The following is a 24128-nucleotide window of genomic DNA, read 5'->3' as shown; positions in this document are numbered from 1 at the left end:
ACCTGTATTACGATTAATGCCTGAATTGACAGTTTAGAAATGAGCATGTGGAGCACTTCGGGGGCTTATCCCTCTGGATCGTGCCTGAAAGGCCGATGATGGCCGAAACTGATTTTCTTGGGAAAAGCATGGAGTGATCCGTCACGGAGACTCCTATTTTTTCAGCCTGAATCAACTGGCAGAACTGCTTTTGCTGGTAAATCGGCCAGTCCCCGTATCCTGGTGAAAAGCGCCAGACGGTTTTCTCGCCATTCTTTGAAGCTTCTTTCTGGATAAGTTCATCGACCTGGTCAGCCAGGTGTTCAACAGACGTAGTAGCTGCTGCATCTAAAAGAAGGCCTTTTACATATTCACCTGCTTTAAAATGAGCATCGGACTGTTTTTCAATCTCATCTCCGACCGTGACTGCCAGGACGGCAACGGATGAAGAGTTGGCAAGATGATGCTTGATGGCATTTCCTTCAAGCTTCATGGGGAAGTCTCCGCAGATGATGCCGTTTTTATTGTCATAGGGAAGAACCTGCCAGATTCCCCTGGGCTCTGCAAGGGCAAGCGCCTCTCTGACCGCAGAACTCACTTCTTCGGGAGGAAAATCCTTTGAAGAAGGATTCATTCCTGCATATCTGAGCATTTCCTTTTCATTGATTTGAAATAATGTACCATTATAGAAAGGCATGGGAGACCTCCTTCTACACCAATAAAAAAATCCTCCATCCCCAAAGGGACGAAAGATTCGTGTTACCACCCAAGTTTATCCATACATCGCTGCATGAATCTCATCAGGTACGCCGGCTTTTGCCTTAATACCTTAGTGCTGTATCGGGCACACCCGGGATGCTTCATTATTCAGCAATCCCAGCTCAGAGGCCATGTTCAGCAAATATCCCTATGCTCCTTTCCATCTGCCGGAGCTTTCTGGTATAGTCTTTTCTGCCTACTCTTCTCTTCATTGCTTATTTTTAATTACTAGCACTATATCATAGGCAATTCCCTGTGTCAAATAATTTATGATGTCATTTTCAGGATTCCAATCCTTTGGACCAAGCGGGATATTTTAGGCATCTTTTTGCCGTATATTTATATAAGAGAAATAAAATTTTTATTGGAAGAAAGCTATTACATCAGAGTAAAAAAATGTGTTAAGATAAATCATTAGCAAGTGTTCAGACATTTATTTTTTTGATGACTTTTCGGGAATCATAAAATAAATGCGGGAGCAATTGAGGTCAAATCCTCAATAGAAGCTGCTGTTTTATTAAAGGGATACCTGTAGGAAAGGAAAGTGGAATTATTATGATTATGGGAGACATGAAACATCTGGATGCGTACAAGGCCCAAATGCCTGATTTTATTTACGAGGTTCTCAAGGAAGCTTCCCAGTTTGATTTTGCAGGCGTTCCTGATGGAAAATATAAAATCAAAGGATGCAATATGAATGTGGAGACTTCACCGACGGAGCCTTCTGCTCAGAGGAAACTTGAAGGGCACAAGGATTTTATTGATGTTCAGTATGAAGTGGAAGGCAAAGAAGAATGGATCGGGATTGAGACAATTTTTGATGCCGGGAAATGCATAGAAAGTCATCCGGACAGAGACCTTTATTTTTATGAAGCAGGAAAAGATCCGGAAACGAAAATTCATTTCAAGAAGGGCCGTTTTGCCGTATTCTTCCCCGAAGACCTCCATCGCCCGCTCTGCCAGGGAGAAAGTGGCAGCCGGCAGCTTCGCAAAGCTGTCGTGAAGGTGCCGGTGGAATGGGTGAGTGTGAAATAGAAGTCAGGGATCAGAGGTGGCTGGTGATTGCGAAAATTGAACGAACCTCTTCTTGACTTAAAGTCAACTCTTTGCTATTATAATCTATATTCGATTACTAGCGATTTCTACAGTACCGCACGATGAAGGTGGTATGTGTAAGGGGGCAGAGTATGAAGTATAAAAAATTTTTGGCAGCTGCCATGGCGGCAGGCTTTTTGCTTTCCGCCGGCATGATGACCGGCGGATGCGGGTCGGCCAAACAGCAGCAGGGGCAGCAGCAGGCGATGAAGGTCACGACTTTCAAACCGTTCAAGTCGGACACGCCGATCCAGAGAGAGTATGCCGGCTCCATTATGGCATTGCAGGAGGTGCCGGTCCGCTCGAAAGTATCCGGTACAGTCATGGAAAAATACGTCAAAGGCGGTGACCATGTCACAGAAGGGCAGCCGCTCTTCCGCCTTGATACGCGCACTTATTCGTCTTCTCTGGCAGCCGCAGAGGCGCAGGTCGCGCAGGCTTCGGCTACCTATGAAAATGCGAAGCGCGATCTCGCCCGCTATGAGCAGCTGATCGCGACGGGGGCGATTTCTCGGCAGGCCTATGATGCGCAGAAGGCAGCGACAGAGTCCTATCAGGCCGTCGTCGAAGCAGCCCAGTCGCAGGCAGCGATCGCATCGGATAATCTCTCCGATACCATCGTGACAGCTCCCTTCACCGGGACGCTCTCCATGGATGATGTGAATATCGGCACTTTCGCTTCGGCAGGACAGACGCCTCTCGTCACGATTTCCTCGGCAGATCCGCTGTATGTTCAGTTTGATATGTCGGAGAGCGAATACCTTTCGCTCACCAAGAATAAGAGTGGCACGGAGACGCTCGGGGATACCCTGAAGCTTCGCCTTGCTGATGGCTCCATCTATCAGGAGACCGGCAAGATCGTCCAGATCAATCCGGGGCTGACCGGCGGGCAGCTGACCATGAAGGCGGCATATGCAAATCCGGATAACCTGCTCGTACCGGGGATGTATGCGACGGTCGTTTCTGATGCAGAAATCGCCAAGGGCAGTATCCTGGTACCGACCAAGGCACTCGTACAGCTCCTGAACCGAGATATGCTCGATGTCGTCGTCGATGGCAAGGTCCAGCAGAAGGCGGTCAAGCTCGGTGCGACCTATGGCATCTATACCATCATCGAAAGCGGCATCGATGAAAATGATGAGATCATCGTCGAAGGCCAGAATAAAGTCCGTGTCGGACAGGCAGTCGCTCCGGAAGAAACCACGCGCGAGGCTTTGGAACAGGCGGCGATCAAGGCCGCTTCTGTGCAGCATGGCACGACAGATGCTAAGAAATAAGGGGAGGAGCTATGGCAAATTTCTTTATTAAACGCCCTATCTTTGCTATCGTCGTGGCTCTTGTCATCACGATCGCCGGGGCACTCTGTATTTTCTCACTGCCGATCGACCGCTATCCGAAGATCACGCCGCCTCAGGTCTCTGTCCATGCGACCTATCCGGGCGCTGACTCTGAAGTCGTAGCGCAGACGGTGGCCGAGGTCATAGAAAAGAATGTCGTCGGTGCCGAAGGTTTTGATAATATGTCTTCGACATCGAACTCGAATGGCTCCTATTCGCTCTCGGTCCAGTTCCTGACGGGGACGGACTCGGATATGGCGACCATCCGTGTACAGAATGGTGTCACGGCTGCCGATGCAGGGCTTCCTGATACAGTCCGTTCCATCGGCGTCTCCACGAAGAAATCTTCGGGGGATATGGCACTCGTCGTCGGCCTGCTCTCACCGAATGGCACTTATGATGACGTATTCCTGAAGAACTATTTCTCCATGAACTACCTGGATGAGCTGAAGTCCATCAAGGGCGTCGGCAACGTACAGGAATTCGGCTCTGACTTCGCGATGCGCATCTGGATGGATCCGACGAAGATGTCGCAGAACAAGATCACTGCGAGCGAGGTCATTTCTGCCGTTTCTTCGCAGAATAAGCAGATCGCGGCCGGTAACATTTCCAGCGCTCCGGTCGATCAGAATGCCTCCTTCCAGTACATCATCACGGCGAAGGGCCGTCTTGTGACGGAGAAGGAATTCGGCGATATCGTACTTCGTACCAATGATGACGGCTCCATGCTTCGTCTGAAGGATGTGGCCCGTATCGAGCTTGGTGCAAAGGACTACAGCTTCATTTCCCGTGCGGCGGGACAGGAGTCGGCGATCCTCGCCTTCTCTCTGACCGATGATGCGAATGCGCTCGAAACTCTGGGGGCGATCAAGGAGAAGCTGAAAGAAGATGCGAAGAGCTTCCCAGATGACATGACCTATGTCATCTGCGCGGATAACACGGACTTCATCTATGCCTCCATCAAGGAGGTCATGCATACCTTCGTCGAAGCGCTTCTCATCGTAGCACTGATCGTGTACATTTTCCTGCAGAACTGGAGATCCACGCTCATCCCGATGATTGCGGTCCCGGTATCGCTCTTTGGTACCTTTGCTTCCTTCCTGCTTCTCGGATTTACCATCAATACCCTGACGCTTTTCGCAATGGTTTTGGCCATCGGGCTGGTCGTCGATGATGCGATCGTCGTCATAGAAGCCGTCGAGTATGAAATGCGCTATAACAACATGGGCCCGAAAGAGGCGACTGTTGCTGCGATGCAGAAGGTACAGAGCCCGGTTATCGGCGTAGCGGTCGTTCTGGCTGCGGTTTTCGTACCGGTCGCTTTTCTGGGCGGGATCATGGGTATCCTGTACAAACAGTTTGCTCTCACCATCGCTGTCTCTGTCCTGATTTCTGCTTTCGTCGCGCTGTCTCTGACTCCGGCTCTTTGTGCCGGTCTTCTGAAACCGCCGAAGAAGCAGAATAGGAAAAACTTCCTCGATCGATTTTGGGATACCTTCAATGATGGTTTCGATCGTATGGTAGAGATCTACGGAGCGATCCTGCAGAAGATGGGACATGCGATCGCTGCTCCGATCCTTGTTCTTGTCGTCATCACGGTCGCAGCTTTCGGTATTTTCTTCAAGCTTCCGACAGCATTTCTTCCGCAGGAAGATAATGGCTTCTTCATCACGGCATTCTCTTTGCCGGAAGGCTCTGTCAATGTCAGAACGAATGCAGCGATCAACGATTACCTTGATTATATGGGAAAAGATCCGGCGATCGAACAGTCGCAGGGCGTCACCGGCTTTGATATTTTGTCCGGCGGGCAGAAACCAAATGCGGGTCTTTCCTTCATCAAACTGAAACCGTGGGATGAACGCAAAGCGCCAAACGAACAGATCAATGCCATTATGGGCAAAGCCATGGCATATGGGGCGACCCATCCGGAGGTATCTCTGATGGCGCTGAATCCGCCTCCGATTCCAGGCCTTGGCGCCTCCGGTGGCTTCAGCCTTTATATCATGAACAAGAGCGGTGCATCGGATGAAGAATTCCAGCGCGTTGTCGGAGAATTCCTCGGCGCAGCCAACCAGCGTCCGGAAATCCAGATGGCCTACACCACTTTCCGAAGCGATACACCATCCTACAATTATGATATCGACCGAGAAAAAGCACAGCGAAATGGTGTGGCTGTCGGGGATATCTTCACCGCTCTTCAGGCCTACTATGGCTCTGTCCAGATCAATGATTTCACCATTTATGGCCGTAACTTCAAGGTCGTCGCGCAGGCGGATACCCAGTACCGCACGAACCCGGGGGACAACAAGTTCCTGACGGTTCGCGACAATAAGGGCAATATGGTGCCGATCTCCACCTTTATCACTCCGAAGAAATCCAATGCGATCTCCGTCATCACTCGTTACGACAACTTCCCGGCCGTCAAGGTCGGCGGGCAGCAGAAGGATGGATACTCCTCCGGGCAGGCGCTCGATGCGCTCGAAGAAACCGCCAATCAGGTACTTCCGAATGGTTATGGCTTCGAATTCGTCGAATCCTCTGCCCAGGAACGTGAAGCGAGCGGTAAGACAGTATATGCCCTCTCGCTCGGCATGCTCTTCGTATTCCTGTCTTTGGCAGCTCTCTATGAAAGCTGGAAGGTTCCATTCACGGTCATCTTCGGGATACCGACTGGTTTCTTTGGCGCGAGCCTGGCAGCCATGGCATTCCATGTATATAACGACATTTACTTCCAGATCGGTCTCTTGACCATCATCGGGCTGGCTGCGAAGAACGCCATCCTGATCGTCGAGTACGCGAAAGTCCGTGTTGATAATGGCATGGATGTCATGAAGGCTTCCATCGAAGCATCGCAGATTCGTCTGCGCCCGATTCTGATGACTTCCCTGGCATTCATCCTCGGCAACATTCCGCTGGCACTTTCGACTGGTGCAGGTTCGAATTCCCGTTCTGAAATGGGTATTGCTGTAGTATTCGGCGTGCTTTCTGCAACTGTATTCCAGATCTTCATTGTACCGATGCTCTTCGTTGTTATTGAACGAATTCATGGTTTCAAAAGACCGAAAAAAGGAATTTCAGTAAGCAAGTAATTTAAATGAGACTGCAGTTCATTCATGGGCTGCAGTCTTTTTTATACACAAGAGTGAATATGGAAGATCGATGGAAAGGGCAGGCGCCTTTATTCATGAATTGCTTCGGTGACAGCCTGACTGAAGGGTTCGGACTAAGGAAGGGCAGGTACTGGCTTGAGATTGCTACCAGGGAAATACATGGCATCAGGTTCAGGAATTTTGGATCCTGCGGCTCCCTGTCATCAGATATCCTTCAAAAGGCAGAATTTTTTCTTGAGAGAGCCGGAAGTCAGGATGAAATTTTCATCATGGGCGGAACCAATGATTTGCTGTGCAGAATAAGGCTTTCTTCCCTTGAAAAGAATATGGAAAGGGGGATTTCACATATAGCAGCCAGCCTGCCGCTGACGATTGCCATCCCGCCTCAGGTAACACGCGCAAGCGTTGAGGCAGGATGGCAGTCGGAATTTTCCTATGATGCCAATCAGGAAGATTACAGGACGTATATTTCCTTCTTAAAGGAACTGGCACAGAGCCTTGACGTACGGGTGATTGATTTTTCAAAAGTGATTCCCTTTGACGATGATTATTATGTTGACGGGGTTTATCCTAACGAGAAGGGACAGGAACTCATGGCAGAAGCTGCTATCAAAGTTTGGGGAAATTGAGGGGATTAATCCCTGATTTCCTTTGTACCTTGACCCAGTGGATTTGGTATAATAAAACAATATGGACGATGCATGTTCATAGAATGATAAAGGATAGGAGATTGTTATGGATACGATTCTTGTGACCGGCGGAGCCGGGTTTATTGGATATCATTTAAGCAAACGTCTGCTTAAGGATGGATACAATGTTGTCGGATATGACAACATGAATGATTACTATGATCCAAAGCTTAAGGAAGATCGTGTCAGGGATCTTGAGGAATCAGGACAGGACTATCGTTTCATAAAGGGAGACCTGGCCGATAAGGACATGGTATTCCACCTCTTCGAAGAGATAAAACCTGCTATTGTCGTTAATCTTGCCGCACAGGCCGGAGTCCGCTACAGCATCGATCATCCGGATTCGTATATACAGTCCAACATCGTGGGTTTCTTCAACATCCTGGAAGCTTGCCGCCACTATCCGGTAAAGCATCTTCTTTTTGCATCGAGTTCTTCGATTTACGGAAATCAGGAAAAAGTTCCATTCTCGGTCAATGACCCGACGGACCGCCCAATCAGCCTTTATGCGGCAACGAAAAAGTCTGACGAGCTTATGGCATATACGTATTCCCACCTCTACAGGATTCCTGCTACCGGGCTTCGTTTCTTTACGGTTTACGGACCTTTTGGCAGGCCGGATATGGCTTACTTCAAGTTTGCCAATAAGATTTTCAACGGCGAGACGATTCAGGTTTATAATAACGGAGATATGCTTCGCGATTTCACCTATGTAGATGATATCGTAGAAGGGATTTCCCATATGCTGAACCATCCGCCGAAGCTCAACGAAGAGCATGACCCGTTCAAGGTTTATAATATCGGCAACAATCACCCGGTCAGGCTGATGAAATTCATTGAAATTCTGGAAGATGCCATCGGGAGAAAAGCGGAAAAAGAGTACCTGCCCATGCAGATGGGAGACGTGTATCAGACGTATGCTGATATTGATGATCTGGAAAAAGATTTCGGATTCCATCCGTCGACCACCTTGGAGGAGGGACTTGCCGCATTCGCCAAGTGGTATAAAAATTATTATCATAAGGAATAATCACTTAATAGAGGAGGTATGTCCGTGAATCTTTTACTTGCGGATCTGCATAAATTTGTAGGATACAGCGGCGGCATCGAGCATGTCTTATCGAGGATGGCAGCTGCAATGAAAGACAGAGGATATACGGTTTCTGTCGTGATGGCTGATGAAAAGAGCGGGGATCCTTTCTATCCTCTTCCTGAGGGCGTTAAACTCTATAACTTGTTCAAAATGGAAGGAATGACTGAAATTCATGCCGGCTTGTTTTCCAAGGCAGCAAGGGAAATTGCCCGCGCTTTTAGCAAGGAAGCTGCAAGAAACAGGAATTACAGTATTTTTAACCAGGCAAAGCCTCAGATGAAAAGAGTCCTTGAACTGGCAAAACCTCATGTAATCGTTTCCTTCAGGGAACCGACAGGCCGTCTTCTTCTTGAAGGGCTGGATACTGAAATTCCCGTGATTTCCATGCTTCACAATGATCCGGATGAAATATTCCTCCATTCACCGGAGAAAGAAAAAAGGGCTCTTGAAAAAAGCCGCTTCATTCAGGTACTCATGCCTTCATTTATAGAAAAAGCAGAAAAATACCTGGATTACGATCGCTTTGTGCATATTCCCAATTCTGTAAATATCCCGCATTTGGAGGTGGATCCCGGACAGGAAAGGAAAGTTCACAAAATCGTCAATGTAGGAAGAGTGACAGGCAGGACGAAGAGGCAGCATATTTTAATAGAAGCCTTTTCGAAAATTGCTCAGGAATTTCCCGACTGGGAAGTGGACATCTGTGGGGATACTTACGATAAAGCGTATGTAACTATGGTGAAAAGCCTCATATCCAAAAATGGACTGCAGGACCGTGTCCACTTGCGCGGCACTACGAAGAATATGGGAAAAGTCTGGCAGGAAGCAGATATATTTGCATTCCCAAGCCATCATGAAGGTTTCCCTTTGGCGCTTTCTGAATCGATGGGCGTTGGAATTCCGGCAGTAGGCTTTGCATCCTGCTCTTCCGTCAATGAACTCATCAAGGATCAGGTCAATGGATTTCTTGTTCCTGACGGGGCAGAAGCGTTCTCAAAAGCACTGGCATCCTTGATGAAGGACAGCGAACTTAGAAGGAAACTGGGAACGGGAGCGAGAGAATCAATGAAACCATATGCACCGGAAGTGGTGTGGGATTCCTGGGACAAGCTCATTAAAGAATGCATAAAAGAGCAATGAGATAATATAGGAAACATAGTTTGTATTTGATTTTGGCAGGGGAACCATGAGACAAGACGGAGAAAAATTTCTTAGTGAAGATATTCTGAAAGTAAAGGCAGCCGTAATCGGTGATGTAATGATGGATCAGTACGTGACAGGGAGCGTGAACCGCATCTCTCCTGAAGCGCCTGTACCGGTCAATCTGGTCAAAGGGGAAAGAAACGTGCCGGGCGGGGCTGCCAATACAGCGGCCAATCTGGCATCACTTGGTTGTCAGGTTTTCGTTTCCGGCATAGTTGGGAATGACCAGAATGGGAAAATGCTTCTTGACCTTTTAAAAAATGCAGGAATTGACTCTAATGGGATTCTTGTGTCTGATGATTACCAGACGACAGCTAAAATACGCATTCTGGGCGCAGGCCAGCAGATGATGAGGCTTGATTATGAAAGAACCAGAAAGCTCACTGACGATGAATGCGAAAGCGTTATGGAATGGCTTTGCGGGCTTTTAAAAGCGGGACTGGACTGTGTCGTCATTTCTGATTACGGCAAGGGAATGATCGACGACATACTGTCTCAGAAAATCATAAAGAAAGCCAATGAATACAATGTTCCTGTTCTTGTCGATCCTAAGGGCAGTGATTGGGAAAAGTATGACGGCGCTTATGGAATCACGCCTAATCTGAAAGAGCTTTCTGACTGCGCCGGAAAGAGCATCCCTAATGAAAGCGCTCCCATAGAGGCGGAAGGAAAGAGGATCAGGGAGAAATTCCACTTGAAATATCTCTTCGTAACAAGATCCGAGCGCGGAATCACCTGCATTATGGATGGCGGGGCTATTCATAGAGCATCCGTTGCGCAGGATGTCTTTGATGTTTCGGGCGCAGGAGATACTGTCATGGCTGTTACAGCTGCCTGTGCAGCCGCTGGCATTGATATGGAAACGACATTGGAACTTGCAAACCGCGCAGCGGGCATCGCTGTTTCACATGTAGGAACTTATCAGGTCGAAAGGAAAGAAGTCCTTGATGCATGGCGTGATAATGAGCCGGTCCGCCTTGATTACCTCCCTCTGACGTGGAAGGAAGCGGAAAACAAGGTAAATCTCTGGAAAGCAAGAGGAGAGACCGTTGTATTTACCAATGGATGTTTCGATATCCTTCACAGAGGCCATGTCACCTATCTGCAGAAGGCGGCTTCCCTTGGCGACCACCTGATTGTGGGATTGAATTCCGATGACTCAGTCAAAATGCTCAAAGGGGAAGACCGTCCGGTTAACCGTGAAAATGACAGGAGCTTTATGCTTGCCGCTCTTCGCTGCGTTGATGATGTCGTTGTCTTTGGAGAAGAAACTCCTGAAAAACTTCTGACCCATCTGAAACCGGATATCCTTGTCAAAGGCGGGGATTATAAGGCAGAAGAAGTTGCCGGAAGGCAATATGCAGGATCTGTGGAAATTCTCCCCTTTGTCGATGGTTATTCAACAACAGGAGTCATTAAGAAAATAAAAAGGGAAAAGCAATGAAAAACTCTGCCCGCCGTGTCGATTTGAAAAACAAGACGATTGTTATTATGTATATGCTGTATTTTGGAGACATGGTTTCCATTACTCCTTTTCTTGAAGTGCTGAGAAGAGAAGCAGAAGGCTCCAGGATCGTCCTTGTCATGGACTCCAGATTCCAGGAATCCGTGAAGTACAACCCCAACATCGATGAAATTATTCCTGTCGACAGGAATGGAAAAGATAAGGGGCTTATGGCTACCTGGAATATCGGGCGGCAAATTGGAAAATTGAAGCCGGACGTCCTGATGGCTCTCCATGGGACATCAAGGACTACGCTGATGGGTCTTGCCATGCATCCCAAGTACTGGACGGGAGAAGAGGGAACAGGTATCGATCACTTCTTCATGGATCAGCCGATCGTGATTGAGACGTATAATTCTCATGCTGTCGACAAATACCTTAGAGTGCTGCAGCTTTTGGGTGTAAAAGATGTTTCTCACAGCGGAATGCGTACCTATACCTGCAGTGACTGGGAAGACAAAGCCAGGGAATTTTTCCAGTCGCAGAAATTGCCGCAGAATGCAAAAATGGCCGGATTTTCTGTGGGAAGCTCTACGCCGGAAAAGAACTGGCCCGCTGAGAATTATGGGAAAGTCGCTGATCATTTCTTTGAGAAGGGATTCATTCCGGTTTTCTTTGGCGTCAAGTCAGAGCTGGGGCTGATCCAGAAGGCTATTTCCTCTATGAAACACGGGGATAAAGCGGTTATTGCGGCAGGCCATCTGAGCATGGGCGAATTTATTGCAGCGGCCGGTCATTGCTCCATTTTCTTTACCAATGACAGCGGACCCATGTATGTAGCAGACAGCCGCGGTATCCCGACTATTTCCATGTTCGGACCGAGCAATGCAAAGTTCCATCATCCATTGGGACCTTGTTCACAGGCAATTTCTTCATGGGATATGCCTGAGGGACCCGAGCATGTGAATAAAACGATTGCATCAGGCAATTATGTGCCTATTTCTGAAATCAGTGTGGATAGGGTCATTGATGCAGGAGAGAAAGCATTAGAAAAAGCAGAAAATCTGTAAATTGAAATAGGGCTGTGACAAAATGGTTAATTATTTTGCCACAGCCCTATTTCAATTGGGATATTCCGTTAAAAGATTATCTAACATTTATAAGCATTGACTTGGTCTGAATACCAAACAACCTCGCTGCGCTCGAAGGAAATGAACCTCCTCAGTCGGCTCCGCCGCCAGCTCCCCTACGGGGCGAGCTCCGACACCCTTAAACCGAACTTCGTTCGAGAAAAGAAGTCAGCACTTTAGTGGATTTTGTCACAGCCCCTTTTTATTTTTGCTTGGAATAAGTTTTTGCTGTGAGCAGTATAAGTATGATTTCAAAAAGACCTACGATGGCAAGTCCTAAAGAGGTTCCCATGTACTCAATGATTGCACTGACGAGGAGAGAACCAAATGGTGCGCTCCCAAGGAATACAAAGGTATAAAGGCCCATGATTCTTCCCAGGTATTCAGGGGGAGATGCCATCTGGATTGCCGTATTGCAGTTTACCATGAAGAGAATGGTAGCAAAACCGAGCAGGGCGAACATGAAAAGCGCTGGGATTGTCCAGAAAATGTAGCTGACGGCCATAAGGAGAAGGCCGCATAAGCCGGCTGCAGTAAATATGAACCGCTGTGAATAATGTGTGCTGGATGTGGCAGATAGTATTCCGCTTGCCATGGAACCGGCCCCTGCGGCAAAGAGAATGGATCCGAATCCATCAAGTCCTTTGTGAAGTACCCTGTCTGCAAAGAGCGGTCCGTAAGTACCCATATTCAGGATCAGACTGCTTACGATTCCGGCTGCCAGAAGATTGCCGAAAATAATCGGATTCTTTCGTGCCTCGGAAATACCCTCGCGGATTTCATGAAGCGGTTTTTTATTGGTTTCCTGAATGACGGGAGTATTCACGTTCATTTTGGCATAGGCAAAGAGTATAGGGATGAGAGAAACCGCATTAAGGAAGAAAATATCACTGTAAGAGAGATAGTTCAGAAGAAAAGCGGCAAGCAGCGGGCCCACTATTCTGGTGATATTGAAATTGGTCGAGTTCAAACTGACTGCACTATGAAGTGCTTCTTTTCCTACCAATTCAGGCATGAAAGCCATGCGGGCAGGCATATCGAAGGCATCGATCGTTCCCAGAAAAAAGGCAAAGAATAAAAGCCATCCATACGTTTCATGCCCGGAGAGAAGGAGCAGGCCTAAAAGAAGTGCCTGCAGCATATAGAGGGACTGTGTTCCCATCAGTATTTTTCTCTTGTTGTGATGATCGATCCAAAGCCCCGTTCCCAGTGTGAATAGAAGGGAGGGGGTGAACTGGCATGCAGATAAAAGGCCTAAAAGAAAGGCAGAATCGGTCATCTTATATACGAGCCACTGCTGTGTCGTCAGCTGCAGCCAGAAACCGATGAGCGCAATCCACTGCGTAATCCAGAATACTCTGTAGTTCTTTACACCCAGGGCAGGGAATAAGGTTGTAATTTTCATAAGGAGCTCCTTGCAAGATGTCTACGTATTAACTATATCATGAATGAATAGGTCAAAGACAGCAAAAGGAGACCTGCAATAAAAAAGGATGATGCAGGCGCATCATCCTTTGAGGTAAACCCATTAATCCCAGGCTGGTTCAATGGTTCCTTTATATTTTTCTGCAATGAATTTCTTGACTGCATCAGACTGGTAAGCCTGTACGAATTTCTTGTAAGCAGGCTGATTCTTGTCTTTATCTCTGGCAGCAATAATCATGACAGCAAGCGGGGTGTCCTTGGATTCAAGGAAGATGCCCTGATCCTTTGGAGACAGGCCTGCGCTCATGACATAGTTCATTGTAATGACAGAAGCAGCAACATCGTCAAGGCTTCTTGGGAGCTGAGCGGCTTCCAGCTCATTGAATTTCAGATGCTTCGGGTTTTCCGTAACGTCTGCAGGAGTAGCTTTCATGCCTACGCCTTCCTTGAGCTTGATCAGGCCGGCTTTTTCAAGAAGCTGGAGTCCGCGTCCTTCATTTGTCGAATCGTTAGGAATGGAAATGGTAGCGCCGTCAGGAATATCCTTGACATCCTTGTACTTGTTGGAGTAAATGCCCATGCGCATCAGGATGGCTTTTCCAATCGGAACGAGGTTTGTGTTGTGCTGCTTATTGAAGTTGTTCAGGAATGGTTCATGCTGGTAAACTACAAGATCAAGATCTCCGTCAGCAAGTGCCTGATCCGGGGTAATGTAGTCAGAGAATTCCTTTACATTGACCTTAAGGCCGTTCTTTTCAGCTTCTTTGGCAGCTGCTTCAACAACCTCAGCGTGCGGGCCGGCTGTTGCACCAACCGTAATTTCCTTCTTTTCTGCAGGAGCAGACTGGGCAGAGGATGCTGCCGGCTTAGCGTCGGAACCGCAGCCGGTGATGACTGCTGCTGCGGAGAGTGCGCAAAGGCCGGTGATAATCAGTTTCTTTAACATAAGCAAAACTTCCTTTCTCTTTTGAATTTATAATTCCGGAAATGGGATTTGACGGATAATTCCATCCATTCCGGTGATTAACGTTTGTCGGTCTTTCTTGACCATGTGCTTCCGATGAACTGGATAAGCTGTACGATGATGATCAATACAATGATTGTTGCAATCATGACATCAGCCTGGAATCTCTGATAACCGTAGCGGATGGCAAGGTCGCCGAGACCGCCGCCGCCAATGGTGCCTGCCATAGCGGAGGAACCGATCAGGGATACGATGACAACTGTCATGTTTTCTATAATCGATGGAAGAGCTTCAGGAATCAGGACCTTCTTTATGATCTGATAGGGGGAGGCTCCCATGGATTCAGCTGCTTCAATAAGGCCGAAGGGAATTTCACGGATGGAAGTTTCCACCATTCTTGCCGTATATGGAATAGCGGCAATTGTCAGAGGAACAATAGCTGCTGTAGTACCGATGGAGGTACCGGCTACCATTCTTGTAAAAGGAATGATGGCAACCATCAAAATGATGAATGGAATGGAACGGACCATGTTGATGGCAAATGCCAGCGGCTTATTGAGTACCGGGCAAACGAGAATTCCGTTCTTCTCAGTGACTACGAGCAGGATGCCAAGCGGTATTCCGATAATGGCTGCGATAATGGCTGAAACGGAAAGCATGTACAATGTTTCCGCCAGACTTTTGAAAAGCAAATTAGTGATTACTGGAGACATAGCCTAACACCTCGCTTGTGATTGGTAATGATTTCAAATGGCTTAATGCATTGATCATGTCATCTTCATGGCCGTCGATCATGATGATCAGACGTCCGAAGGATACGTCCTGAATATAATCGATCGATCCATAAAGGATGCTGACATCCAGGTTGTACTTGCGGATCAGGTTTGCAATGATCGGCTCGTTTGTGACGTCCCCGCGGAAGGAAAGGCTGATGATTGTCTGATCGTCTTCCTTTTCTTTGTCTTTATGGATATTCATATGGGACAACTGCTCCGGAACTTCCGTGGACATGACGGTTCCGATAAATTTCTTCAGCGTTTCAGTCTGGGGATTCGTGAAGAGATCGACAGTCGAACCCTGTTCAATGATTTTTCCATGTTCGATGACTGCGACGCGTTCGCAGATTTCCTTGATGACTTCCATCTGATGAGCAATCATGATGATTGTGATATTCAGCTTCTTATTGATGTCTTTCAGAAGCTCGAGGATGGATTTTACAGTTTCCGGATCAAGTGCGCTTGTCGCTTCATCCGAAAGCAGTACAGAGGGGTTGGATACGACGGCTCTTGCAATGCCGACTCTCTGCTTCTGTCCGCCGGAAAGCTGGGACGGATACTTGTCCTTGTAGCTGGTAAGCCCTACAAGTTCAAGGATGTCATCAATCCTTTTTTTCTGTTCCGCTTTCGGCACATTGGCAAGTTCAAGCGGGAAAGCAACATTCTGGGCAACGGTTCTGTTGGAGAGAAGGTTGAAATGCTGGAAGATCATTCCGATGTTTTTGCGTTCTTTGCGCAGCTCGGAACTGCTGAGCTTTGTCATATCCTTCCCGTTGATGATGACCTCTCCGGAAGACGGAGGTTCAAGCATATTGATGCAGCGGACGAGTGTTGATTTTCCGGCACCGGACTGTCCTATGATTCCAAAAATTTCGCCGTCTCTGATAGTGAGATTGATATCATCGAGTGCCCTGTAATTATTGTCATATACTTTAGTTATATGTTTCAGTTCAATCATGGGGGTCTCCTCCCTGAAATTAAAAAACTTTCATCGAAAGATGAAAGCTTGTGACATCATCTTTCGAGATTTTACTCGCTGGAATTGGCACCGTTTCATTAAGAATGGTTGCCGTGACTTCAATGGGCCAGTCCCTCCGTCACTCATGATGAATAAGATTATTAAATTAACTAGATGGTAAACTAGTTTGACTTTAATCGATTGTGTTTATAGTACTCTGTATAGATTTCCTTGTCAATAGTATTTATTAAAATAAGATGCACGGTAAATAAAGCTTTTCGGCATAAAAGAAAGGGAGTGTAAAATAGTTTGTGTAAATCGGTATTGCATGAATCTACTTTATGCCCCATACTGGGGTAAACAAAGATAAGGACGGTAACAGAATGGCAAAGTGTAAAACTCCACCAACTACCCCAGGCGAGCAGATTGCTCAGCAAATCCTCAACAACTACGACATCAAGAGCGCGGAAGACGTACAGGACGTCCTGAAGCAGATTTTTGGCCCCATTTTTGAGTCCATGCTCAAAGGTGAGATGGAAAATCATCTCGGCCATAAGAAGCATGAGCGCTCCGAAGACGGTGACAATGTCCGGAACGGCTATTCATCCAAGACGCTCAAGACCTCTCTGGGCGAGGTTCCTATCCGCGTCCCTAGGGATCGCCAGAGTACGTTTGAACCGCAGATCATCAAGAAGCACCAGCGCGACGTTTCGTACATCGAGGGCAAGGTACTGGCGATGTATGCCCGTGGCATGAGCCAACGCGACATCGCTGCAACCATCGAAGACATCTACGGCTTCCAGATGTCACATGAACAGATCTCCACCATCACAGGCTGCGTCATGGAAGAGGTCGAGGCATGGCGGAATCGTCCGCTCCAGTCGTTCTATCCATTTGCTTTCGTCGACTGCATCTACGTATCGCTGCGCACGGAGTATGGCGTCCAGCAGGTGGCCGTCTATGTCATGCTTGCCTATGACGTCAACGGCTGCAAGGATGTCCTTGGCCTCTGGATCAACGAGACGGAGAGCAAGCATGCCTGGATGCAGATCTCCGACGAGCTGCGGGCTCGCGGCGTTAAGGATCTTGGCATCCTGTCCATGGATGGCGTGAGCGGATTGGAGGAAGGCGCCAAGGCTGTATTCCCGCATGCCACGGTTCAGCGCTGCATCGTACACCTCATCCGCAATTCCATCCGCTACATCCCACGCAAGCAGTGGAGTGCATTCACGAAGCAGCTGAAGCTCATCTATGGTGCCATCAACGTCAAGCAGGCCCGTCAGGAATTCGAGAAGTTCAAGACCGACTGGCAGGCTTATCCAGGCGCGGTCAGCGTATGGGAAAACAATTTCTCACACGTCGAGCAGCTCTATAACTATGGCAGTGCCGTGTGCAAGATCATGTACACGACCAATGCCATCGAGAGCGTCAACTCTAGCTTCCGCAAGGTGACCAAGAAAGGCGCTTTCCCCAACGAGGATGCAGTCTTCAAGATTTTCTACCTACGCATCCAAGAGCTCTATAAAAAATGGAAGGGTCGTCACGTCGCAAACTGGGCGATGGTCCGGAACCAGCTGCTCATGGACGACAGGATGTCTCAGCTTATGCAGCAATACGATGTTGCTTATTGAATCGATTTACACAAAACTCTTGACACACCCAAAAGAAAAGAAAGGCCAAAAAGTTTTTAACAGTATAATTTAAATCATCTATTCTTTACGCTGTATAATATCAAATGTTATAATATATTAAAGCATAAAAGAAATATACCCATGGCCTAAGGGCACATGGGGAAGGAGGATGAAAGATAGATGAGCGTAAATCAAAGATTGGTTAATAAACTGACTGATAATTTATTTGACGGCATCCTTCAGCTTAAAACCAGGAATGAATGTTATGAATTTTTTGAGGATCTTTGCACGATCAATGAAATCCGGGATATGTCACAGCGCCTGGAAGTAGCAAGGATGCTTGAGGCTGGGGAAAAGTATGATCAGATCGAGAAGGAGACGGGGGCAAGTACTGCAACAATCTCAAGAGTCAAAAGATGCCTTAAGTACGGGGCTGACGGATATCTGACAGTACTTTCAAGATTGAATGAATTAGGGGGAAACAAGAAATAATGGATAAACTGAATCTTTCTCATGCAGGGTTTAAAGCATATGATATTCGCGGCATTGTGCCGGATGAAGTAAACGAAGAACTTGCTTACAGAGTAGGACGTGCCTATGCAGACCTGTATTATCCAAAAACCATGTGCATCGGCTATGACGTGCGCCCGAGCTCCCAGAAGATCTGCGAAGCTGCAAGCCGCGGATTGACTGACGGCGGTGCTGATGTGTATAACATCGGACGCTGCGGTACAGAAATGATGTACTTCGGCACATTCTTCTATAAAATGGATGGCGGATTCATGATCACGGCCAGCCATAATCCTTCCAACTATAATGGAATAAAAATCGTCAGACAGGAAGGCATCCCTGTCAGCGAGGATACAGGCCTTAAGGATATTGAAGAACTTGCTTTTTCCGGAGACTTCAAAGAGTCCGAGAAAAAGGGAACTGTTTATAAGAAAGAAATCATCGATGATTATGTAAAGCATATCCTGACATTTGTCGATATGAAGAAGATGAAACCGCTTCATATTGTTGTTGATGCAGGAAACGGCTGTGCCAATGTTGCATTTGCACCTCTTGAAAAATATCTCCCGTTCAAATTCAGCTATATTGACATGCAGCCGGACGGACTTTTCCCGAACGGCGTGCCTAACCCGATGCTTGAAGAATGCCGCAAGAAACTGGTCGATACCGTATTGAAAGAAAAGGCAGACCTTGGAATTGCATGGGATGGAGACTTTGACCGCTGCTTCTTCATTGATGAAAATGGCAAATTTGTCGAAGGCTACTACATGGTAGGCCTTCTGGCTGAATACTTCCTTCAGCTCCATAAAGGAGAAACCATTGTCCATGATCCGCGCGTCTTCTGGTGCACACAGAAGATCTGCGAAGAACTGGGCGGAAAAGCCGTCGAATCCAAAGGCGGCCATGCCTTTATGAAAGAGACCATGCGCAAAGTGAAGGGAATTTACGGCGCAGAAAACAGTGCTCATCACTTCTTCCGTGAATTCTCCTATTGCGATTCCGGCATGATTCCCTGGCTGATTGTTGCTCAGATCATGAGTGAAAAGGGGAAAGGCTTGGGAGAACTTGTTGCTGAAATGGAAGCTGAATTCCCATGCAGCGGCGAAATCAATCTTCCTGCCAACCATGTGAATGCTATCCTGGAAGCAATTGAAAAGAAATATACACCTGATGCTGAAAGAATTGATAAGATCGATGGCATCGGAGTTGATTTCAAAAACTGGAGATTCAATCTCCGCCCGTCCAATACGGAACCTTTGATCAGATTCAACATGGAAACCCGTGGGGACAAAGAACTCCTTAAAGAAAAAGAAAATGAAGTCATTGAATTAGTCAAGTCTCTTAACTGATTCGCCGTGACGATATAAAAAAGCAGGACCTTTCTGGCAAGACGAAGGTCCTGCTTTTTTATTTTTCTCGAAAGGAGGATATGGAGAATCTGAAAATAATTTATGCATTATATTGCATTTTATTACATAAAAGCGTATATTTATAAGTATAATTAGTCAAAGACCCATTTAGATACAGAAAAGAGGAGATCATTATGAAAAAAATTACAAAGGCAATTCTGACCGGAGCCGTCATTGCAGGCATGTTTATGGCAGGAGGGTGCAACAATAGTTCTTCTGGCAGTTCATCGCCAAAAACCAATGAGAGCGCTTTGATGCAGAAAATCAAATCAAGCGGGAAACTGACTGTAGGTACAGCATCCGGATTTCCTCCTTATGAGTTTTTAGATACTTCAGCATCAGATGGCAAAAAGATTGACGGGATAGATATCAAACTGGCTGAAGCTGTTGCCAAAAAGCTGGGAGTCAAATTGGAAATACAGGATATGACATTCCAGTCGCTTTTATCCTCTCTTACCACGGGAAAAGTGGATATTGCTGTCTCTGCAATCAATCCGACTGAGGAACGTAAAAAGACAGTAGATTTTTCTGACAGTTATCTTGAAGGGAAACAGACGCTTCTTGTCAGAAAAGAGGATGCAGGGAAGTATAAGGCGCTGAGTGATTTTGACGGAAAACGTATCGGTGTACAGAAATCTACGATTCAGGAAAAGCTTGCTAATGAGCAGATCAAGAATGCGCAGATCGTGGCACTTCCCAAGGTCGCAGATGCACTTCTTGAGCTGAAGACGGGGAAAGTGGATGCGGTACCTGTGCAGAATATCGTTGGAGGCCAGTATCTTCTGACAAATAGTGATCTTTCGGCAACAAATATTTACTTCAGCAATTACAGCGGCGGCGCTGCCGTTGCCGTGCCGAAGGAAAGTGCTGATGTCATTAAAGTGATTAATGAGGTCATTGCAGAAAACAAAGCCAATGGAAATATCGATAAATGGGTTGATGAAATGACAAAGAAAGCCGTTGAGAATGCCAAGAAATAATGTGGATATAATATTTATTCACATATAAGGAGAGCAGAATACTGCATAAAAGTATAGATATGCATAAACACTTTATTTCATATCTATACAATAAAGGCGGAAAATGGTAATATGCACATAGGAATGGAGGGATGTATACATGAGAAAATCTTTAAAGCTGGCATTGATCGGTGCGGCAATTTTAGGTTCGCTGGCAATTGCCGGCTGTGGAGATAATTCCAAACCTTCTGGCGCGTCTAGTACACAGGAAAGCAAACTGATGCAGACAATTAAGCAGAGAGGCAAATTAATTGTTGGCACTTCTTCGGGATATCCGCCTTACGTTTTTGTAGATGCTGATTCCCCTGACAAGAAGGTCATTGGGCTCGATATTGAATTGTGCAAGCAGATTGCTGACAAACTCGGTGTCCAGATGGAAGTACAGGATATGGGATTCTCTGCGCTTCTTTCATCAGTGACTTCCGGCAAGGTAGATATTGCAGTCGGAGGCGTCAACCCGACACCGGAAAGAGAAAAGGCGATGGCATTCTCTGATATTTATCTGCCAACGGAACAGAAGCTTCTGGTTCTCAAGAAAAACGAACATCTTTACAAGGACATGGCTGATCTTGATGGCAAGACAATCGGTGCAGAGAAATCTACGACACAGGAAACGACGGCTCAGTCAATCAAAGGAGCAAACGTCATCGGACTTTCCAGTGTCCCGGATGCTATCCTGCAGCTGAAGAATGGCAAACTTGACGGAATTGTCGTGGAAGGCGTCGTTGCCAAGCAGTACCTTGTATTCAATGATGACCTTGCTTTGGCGGATGTACAGTTCCAGGGAGCTAAGAAAGTCTCTGCTGTTGCACTGCCAAAGGGAAGTGATGATGTATTGAAAGTCATTAACGGCATTATCAAACAGGATACGGAATCCGGACAGTTTGATAAATGGGTTGATGAATACAGTAAAATTGCAGTGGAAAAAGCCAAGAAATAATAAGCTGGACCTGACAGAGAGGAATGCAAAAGCGCATTCCTCTTTTTCATTTGTATGGAACCGTAATGATTTATTCATCATTGTGCAAGTAAATGCATAAAAGACAAGAAAATTTCATTATTTATACGAATAATTATTGACATACGTGTATATTTATGCTACTATCTATCCATCACAAAGATGTATCCGGTTTGGGATCAGAATTATCAGAGAGGTGCTTAAAATGATGAAAAAGATAAATGCAATGAAATTGGCAATGCTCGGAGCAGCAGCTGTAGCAGCTTTTGCTATCACAGGCTGCGGTGGAAGCGATAATAAGGCAGCAAGCAAGCCGGCTCAGGCTGAAAGCCCGCTTATGCATAAGATCAAGAGCAGCGGCAAGCTCGTTGTGGGAACAGCTTCCGGTTATCCTCCATATGAATTCGTAGACACAAGTGCCGGTGAAAAGAAGGTCATCGGGATTGATATGGAACTGGCACAGAAGATTGCTGACAAGCTGGGCGTCAAGCTTGAAGTGCAGGACATGAATTTCCAGGCTCTTCTTTCTTCCCTGACAGGCGGTAAGGTTGATATGGCTATCGCAGGCATCAACCCGACAGATGAACGTAAGAAATCCATGGATTTCTCTGATAACTATCTTCCGACAGAACAGAAGGTAATCATCCGCAAGGCTGATGCTGACAAGTTCAAGAAGGTAGAAGACCTTTACGGCAAGACCATCGGCGTACAGAAATCCACTACACAGGAAGCTCTTGCTAAAGACCAGATTAAGGATGCCAATATTGTAGGCCTCGCACATGTTCCTGAAGTTGTCCTTGAACTGAAACAGGGCAAAGTCGATGCACTGGTTGTAGAAGGCATCGTCGGCGAACAGTATGTCATTTTTAACAATGACCTCATGTTCTCTGACATTAAATTCCCGAATGCTGTCAAGAACTCTGCAGCAGCCCTTCCGAAAGGAAATGAAGATGTAGCTGCTGTTGTCAACCAGGTAATCAAAGAAAACACGGACAACGGAAACTTCAAGAAGTGGACAGAAGAATACAGCAAGAAAGCAGTAGAAAACGCAGATAAGAAATAATCGGCTGTGAATAACGTATGAATCAATAGGAAAGGTCACCATGCACCAGATGTGTGGTGACCTTTTATAAGTCGCAAAAATGGTATATCATTACTGACTGCGGCATGCACGGATAATACTGAATGTAGTCAAGTTTTAAAACGTATGTTATAATGAGTCAATTATCCTGATACAGGGAAAATCAATAGAAAGAGGGAAGGCTAATGAGCGTTAAAACAGTTCCATTTAGTGATGAATTAATTCAGAATATTGCTGCCAAATACGGTACACCTTTTCATATCTACGACGAAAAGGGCATGTTAGATAATGTCAAGCGCTTTCAGAAAGCCTTTTCCTGGAATCCCAACTTCCATGAATATTTTGCTGTAAAAGCGACTCCGAATCCCTGGATCATGAAGAGCCTGAAAACGCTGGACGTCGGATCAGACTGCAGCTCTATGGCTGAACTTGTCCTTGCTGAATCGGTTGGAATCAAAGGGGAGGAAATCGTATTTTCTGCCAATGATACGCCTGATGAAGAATTCATTAAGGCACATGAGCTGGGTGCCATCATTAATCTGGATGATGTTTCAAATCTGGATGATCTGGAAAGACTTCAGATTGTGCCGGAAAGGATTTGCTTCCGCTACAATCCGGGTCCGGAACTGACCAGAGGCAATGCAATTATCGGGACGCCGGAAGAAGCAAAGTACGGAATGACTTATGACCAGCTCATGACCTGTGTCGACTGGGCTAAGAAGAAGGGCATTTCCTATATCGGAATCCATACGATGGTCATTTCCGCAGAACTTGAGCTTCCCGGTCTTTTAGGCACGATTTCAATGATGTGCGATCTTGCCAATGATATCAGAGACAAAAAGGGCATTACTGTCGATTTCATTGATTTTGGCGGCGGAATCGGCATCCCTTATCTTCCTGAACAGGAAGCAGTCGACATTGAAGGATTGGGAGAAGGCGCAAGGAAACTCTTCGAAGAAAAGATGGCAGGATTTGAAAAGACAAGAATCTGCTTTGAATGCGGCAGGGCCATTACCGGTCCGTATGGCTTCCTTGTGACAAAGGCTATCCACTACAAGAATATTTACAGGAACTATATCGGAGTAGATGCATGCATGGCTGATCTTATGCGTCCGGGCATGTACGGGGCTTACCATCACATTACTGTTCTTGGGAAGGCAGATGCACCCAAAGACCATGTATATGACGTAGTTGGTTCTCTTTGCGAAAACTGCGATAAATTTGCCATCCAGCGCAAGCTGCCGGAAATCGACATGGGCGATTTGATTGTTATCCATGATACCGGAGCTCATGGCCACAGCATGGGGTACAACTATAACGGCAGACTCCGCCATCAGGAAATTATGGTTTATGAAGATGGAAGCGTGCAGCAAATCAGAAGAAATGAAACATTGTTTGATCTTTTTGCTACACTTGATTTCCCGTCCCTGAAAGAAAATACAGCCAAAGTTGAAAAATAATTTTTTAAGAGATGTCTCTTTTTGGAGGCATCTCTTTTGTCTCTTTTAAGGGATTGATTATAGAAAATCGAAGAATATAAGAGTATAATCTGGACGTA

The 24128-nt window shown here is 46.5% G+C and carries 20 protein-coding genes, 1 riboswitch and 1 other annotated feature; of the genes, 15 read left to right on the top strand and 5 right to left on the bottom strand.

The features are described 5' to 3' along the window. Positions 1-13: 13 nt before the first annotated feature. Positions 14-676, bottom strand: a complete 663-nt coding sequence (locus tag Dia5BBH33_RS05785) for a vitamin B12 dependent-methionine synthase activation domain-containing protein (RefSeq protein ID WP_022381730.1) — start codon at positions 674-676, stop codon at positions 14-16. Positions 677-717: 41 nt separating this feature from the next. After that, positions 718-959, bottom strand: a binding site (T-box leader). Between the two features lie 334 nt (positions 960-1293). Between Dia5BBH33_RS05785 and Dia5BBH33_RS05780 the strand changes: the two genes are divergently transcribed. The 8 genes from Dia5BBH33_RS05780 to Dia5BBH33_RS05745 all read left to right on the top strand — a co-directional run bounded on the left by Dia5BBH33_RS05780 (position 1294) and on the right by Dia5BBH33_RS05745 (position 11779). Continuing rightward, on the top strand, positions 1294-1773 hold the full coding sequence (locus Dia5BBH33_RS05780; RefSeq protein ID WP_022381731.1) for a YhcH/YjgK/YiaL family protein: 480 nt from the start codon (positions 1294-1296) through the stop codon (positions 1771-1773). 152 nt (positions 1774-1925) lie between these two features. Beyond that, on the top strand, positions 1926-3110 hold the full coding sequence (locus Dia5BBH33_RS05775; RefSeq protein WP_022381732.1) for an efflux RND transporter periplasmic adaptor subunit: 1185 nt from the start codon (positions 1926-1928) through the stop codon (positions 3108-3110). Between the two features lie 11 nt (positions 3111-3121). After that, the gene (locus tag Dia5BBH33_RS05770) at positions 3122-6259 is read left to right on the top strand and encodes a multidrug efflux RND transporter permease subunit (RefSeq protein WP_022381733.1); all 3138 of its coding nucleotides are present in this window, start codon (positions 3122-3124) and stop codon (positions 6257-6259) included. A gap of 95 nt (positions 6260-6354) precedes the next feature. Then, positions 6355-6909, top strand: coding sequence for an SGNH/GDSL hydrolase family protein (locus Dia5BBH33_RS05765; protein WP_157952003.1), 555 nt, complete (start codon positions 6355-6357; stop codon positions 6907-6909). Positions 6910-7015: 106 nt separating this feature from the next. After that, positions 7016-7999 carry an SDR family NAD(P)-dependent oxidoreductase gene (locus Dia5BBH33_RS05760; RefSeq protein ID WP_022381735.1) on the top strand — a complete coding sequence of 328 codons (984 nt, stop codon included), beginning with the start codon at positions 7016-7018 and terminating at the stop codon, positions 7997-7999. Positions 8000-8023: 24 nt separating this feature from the next. Continuing rightward, entirely contained in the window at positions 8024-9202 is a 1179-nt protein-coding gene (locus tag Dia5BBH33_RS05755) for a glycosyltransferase (RefSeq protein WP_162501765.1), read from the top strand. Between the two features lie 46 nt (positions 9203-9248). Further along, the gene (gene rfaE2 / locus Dia5BBH33_RS05750; RefSeq protein WP_022381737.1) at positions 9249-10709 is read left to right on the top strand and encodes a D-glycero-beta-D-manno-heptose 1-phosphate adenylyltransferase; all 1461 of its coding nucleotides are present in this window, start codon (positions 9249-9251) and stop codon (positions 10707-10709) included. Continuing rightward, a complete protein-coding gene (locus Dia5BBH33_RS05745; RefSeq protein ID WP_022381738.1) occupies positions 10706-11779 on the top strand; it encodes a glycosyltransferase family 9 protein in 1074 nt (357 codons plus the stop codon). Before rfaE2 ends, Dia5BBH33_RS05745 begins: the two co-directional genes overlap by 4 nt. A gap of 262 nt (positions 11780-12041) precedes the next feature. Here the strand turns inward: Dia5BBH33_RS05745 and Dia5BBH33_RS05740 are convergent, their stop codons facing one another. The 4 genes from Dia5BBH33_RS05740 to Dia5BBH33_RS05725 all read right to left on the bottom strand — a co-directional run bounded on the left by Dia5BBH33_RS05740 (position 12042) and on the right by Dia5BBH33_RS05725 (position 15962). Further along, on the bottom strand, positions 12042-13244 hold the full coding sequence (locus Dia5BBH33_RS05740) for an MFS transporter (protein WP_108849625.1): 1203 nt from the start codon (positions 13242-13244) through the stop codon (positions 12042-12044). Positions 13245-13367: 123 nt separating this feature from the next. After that, on the bottom strand, positions 13368-14210 hold the full coding sequence (locus tag Dia5BBH33_RS05735; RefSeq protein ID WP_022382514.1) for a MetQ/NlpA family ABC transporter substrate-binding protein: 843 nt from the start codon (positions 14208-14210) through the stop codon (positions 13368-13370). 77 nt (positions 14211-14287) lie between these two features. Further along, entirely contained in the window at positions 14288-14941 is a 654-nt protein-coding gene (locus Dia5BBH33_RS05730) for a methionine ABC transporter permease (RefSeq protein WP_022382515.1), read from the bottom strand. Beyond that, the gene (locus tag Dia5BBH33_RS05725) at positions 14922-15962 is read right to left on the bottom strand and encodes a methionine ABC transporter ATP-binding protein (protein ID WP_022382516.1); all 1041 of its coding nucleotides are present in this window, start codon (positions 15960-15962) and stop codon (positions 14922-14924) included. Before Dia5BBH33_RS05725 ends, Dia5BBH33_RS05730 begins: the two co-directional genes overlap by 20 nt. Positions 15963-16015: 53 nt before the next feature. Continuing rightward, positions 16016-16117, bottom strand: a riboswitch (SAM riboswitch). 228 nt (positions 16118-16345) lie between these two features. On the opposite strand from Dia5BBH33_RS05725, the gene Dia5BBH33_RS05720 reads away from it, so the two are divergent. The 7 genes from Dia5BBH33_RS05720 to Dia5BBH33_RS05690 all read left to right on the top strand — a co-directional run bounded on the left by Dia5BBH33_RS05720 (position 16346) and on the right by Dia5BBH33_RS05690 (position 24030). Further along, entirely contained in the window at positions 16346-17593 is a 1248-nt protein-coding gene (locus tag Dia5BBH33_RS05720) for an IS256 family transposase (protein WP_143332550.1), read from the top strand. Positions 17594-17773: 180 nt separating this feature from the next. Then, positions 17774-18085: a YerC/YecD family TrpR-related protein gene (locus tag Dia5BBH33_RS05715; protein ID WP_108849627.1), complete on the top strand. Its 312-nt coding sequence runs from the start codon at positions 17774-17776 to the stop codon at positions 18083-18085. Further along, positions 18085-19452: a phosphohexomutase domain-containing protein gene (locus tag Dia5BBH33_RS05710; protein WP_022382013.1), complete on the top strand. Its 1368-nt coding sequence runs from the start codon at positions 18085-18087 to the stop codon at positions 19450-19452. The genes Dia5BBH33_RS05715 and Dia5BBH33_RS05710 overlap by 1 nt, the downstream gene beginning before the upstream one ends. Before the next feature lie 194 nt (positions 19453-19646). Then, on the top strand, positions 19647-20492 hold the full coding sequence (locus tag Dia5BBH33_RS05705) for a transporter substrate-binding domain-containing protein (protein ID WP_022382014.1): 846 nt from the start codon (positions 19647-19649) through the stop codon (positions 20490-20492). 139 nt (positions 20493-20631) lie between these two features. After that, positions 20632-21471 (top strand): transporter substrate-binding domain-containing protein, encoded by an 840-nt coding sequence (locus Dia5BBH33_RS05700; RefSeq protein ID WP_022382015.1) that lies wholly within the window; start codon positions 20632-20634, stop codon positions 21469-21471. A 223-nt stretch (positions 21472-21694) separates the two neighbouring features. Next, entirely contained in the window at positions 21695-22552 is an 858-nt protein-coding gene (locus tag Dia5BBH33_RS05695) for a transporter substrate-binding domain-containing protein (protein WP_022382016.1), read from the top strand. Between the two features lie 203 nt (positions 22553-22755). Next, positions 22756-24030, top strand: coding sequence for a diaminopimelate decarboxylase (locus tag Dia5BBH33_RS05690; RefSeq protein WP_108849628.1), 1275 nt, complete (start codon positions 22756-22758; stop codon positions 24028-24030). Positions 24031-24128: the final 98 nt, after the last annotated feature.

Origin of the sequence: Dialister hominis (assembly GCF_007164725.1) — a bacterium.
Classification (GTDB): domain Bacteria; phylum Bacillota; class Negativicutes; order Veillonellales; family Dialisteraceae; genus Dialister; species Dialister hominis.
Note: the sequence above shows the minus strand (reverse complement) of the source record. Positions and strands in the feature narration are given on the sequence as shown.

Bases quoted from the DNA above. Each gene is read 5' to 3' on its own strand.
- Dia5BBH33_RS05710 (WP_022382013.1), top strand. From the start codon at position 18,085: ATGGATAAACTGAATCTTTCTCATGCAGGGTTTAAAGCATATGATATT.
- Dia5BBH33_RS05695 (WP_022382016.1), top strand. From the start codon at position 21,695: ATGATGAAAAAGATAAATGCAATGAAATTGGCAATGCTCGGAGCAGCA.
- Dia5BBH33_RS05720 (WP_143332550.1), top strand. From the start codon at position 16,346: ATGGCAAAGTGTAAAACTCCACCAACTACCCCAGGCGAGCAGATTGCT.
- Dia5BBH33_RS05765 (WP_157952003.1), top strand. From the start codon at position 6,355: ATGAATTGCTTCGGTGACAGCCTGACTGAAGGGTTCGGACTAAGGAAG.
- Dia5BBH33_RS05745 (WP_022381738.1), top strand. From the start codon at position 10,706: ATGAAAAACTCTGCCCGCCGTGTCGATTTGAAAAACAAGACGATTGTT.
- Dia5BBH33_RS05705 (WP_022382014.1), top strand. From the start codon at position 19,647: ATGAAAAAAATTACAAAGGCAATTCTGACCGGAGCCGTCATTGCAGGC.
- Dia5BBH33_RS05775 (WP_022381732.1), top strand. From the start codon at position 1,926: ATGAAGTATAAAAAATTTTTGGCAGCTGCCATGGCGGCAGGCTTTTTG.
- Dia5BBH33_RS05740 (WP_108849625.1), bottom strand. From the start codon at position 13,244: ATGAAAATTACAACCTTATTCCCTGCCCTGGGTGTAAAGAACTACAGA.
- Dia5BBH33_RS05785 (WP_022381730.1), bottom strand. From the start codon at position 676: ATGCCTTTCTATAATGGTACATTATTTCAAATCAATGAAAAGGAAATG.
- Dia5BBH33_RS05760 (WP_022381735.1), top strand. From the start codon at position 7,016: ATGGATACGATTCTTGTGACCGGCGGAGCCGGGTTTATTGGATATCAT.
- Dia5BBH33_RS05735 (WP_022382514.1), bottom strand. From the start codon at position 14,210: ATGTTAAAGAAACTGATTATCACCGGCCTTTGCGCACTCTCCGCAGCA.
- Dia5BBH33_RS05730 (WP_022382515.1), bottom strand. From the start codon at position 14,941: ATGTCTCCAGTAATCACTAATTTGCTTTTCAAAAGTCTGGCGGAAACA.
- Dia5BBH33_RS05700 (WP_022382015.1), top strand. From the start codon at position 20,632: ATGAGAAAATCTTTAAAGCTGGCATTGATCGGTGCGGCAATTTTAGGT.
- Dia5BBH33_RS05770 (WP_022381733.1), top strand. From the start codon at position 3,122: ATGGCAAATTTCTTTATTAAACGCCCTATCTTTGCTATCGTCGTGGCT.
- Dia5BBH33_RS05690 (WP_108849628.1), top strand. From the start codon at position 22,756: ATGAGCGTTAAAACAGTTCCATTTAGTGATGAATTAATTCAGAATATT.
- rfaE2 (WP_022381737.1), top strand. From the start codon at position 9,249: ATGAGACAAGACGGAGAAAAATTTCTTAGTGAAGATATTCTGAAAGTA.
- Dia5BBH33_RS05715 (WP_108849627.1), top strand. From the start codon at position 17,774: ATGAGCGTAAATCAAAGATTGGTTAATAAACTGACTGATAATTTATTT.
- Dia5BBH33_RS05780 (WP_022381731.1), top strand. From the start codon at position 1,294: ATGATTATGGGAGACATGAAACATCTGGATGCGTACAAGGCCCAAATG.
- Dia5BBH33_RS05725 (WP_022382516.1), bottom strand. From the start codon at position 15,962: ATGATTGAACTGAAACATATAACTAAAGTATATGACAATAATTACAGG.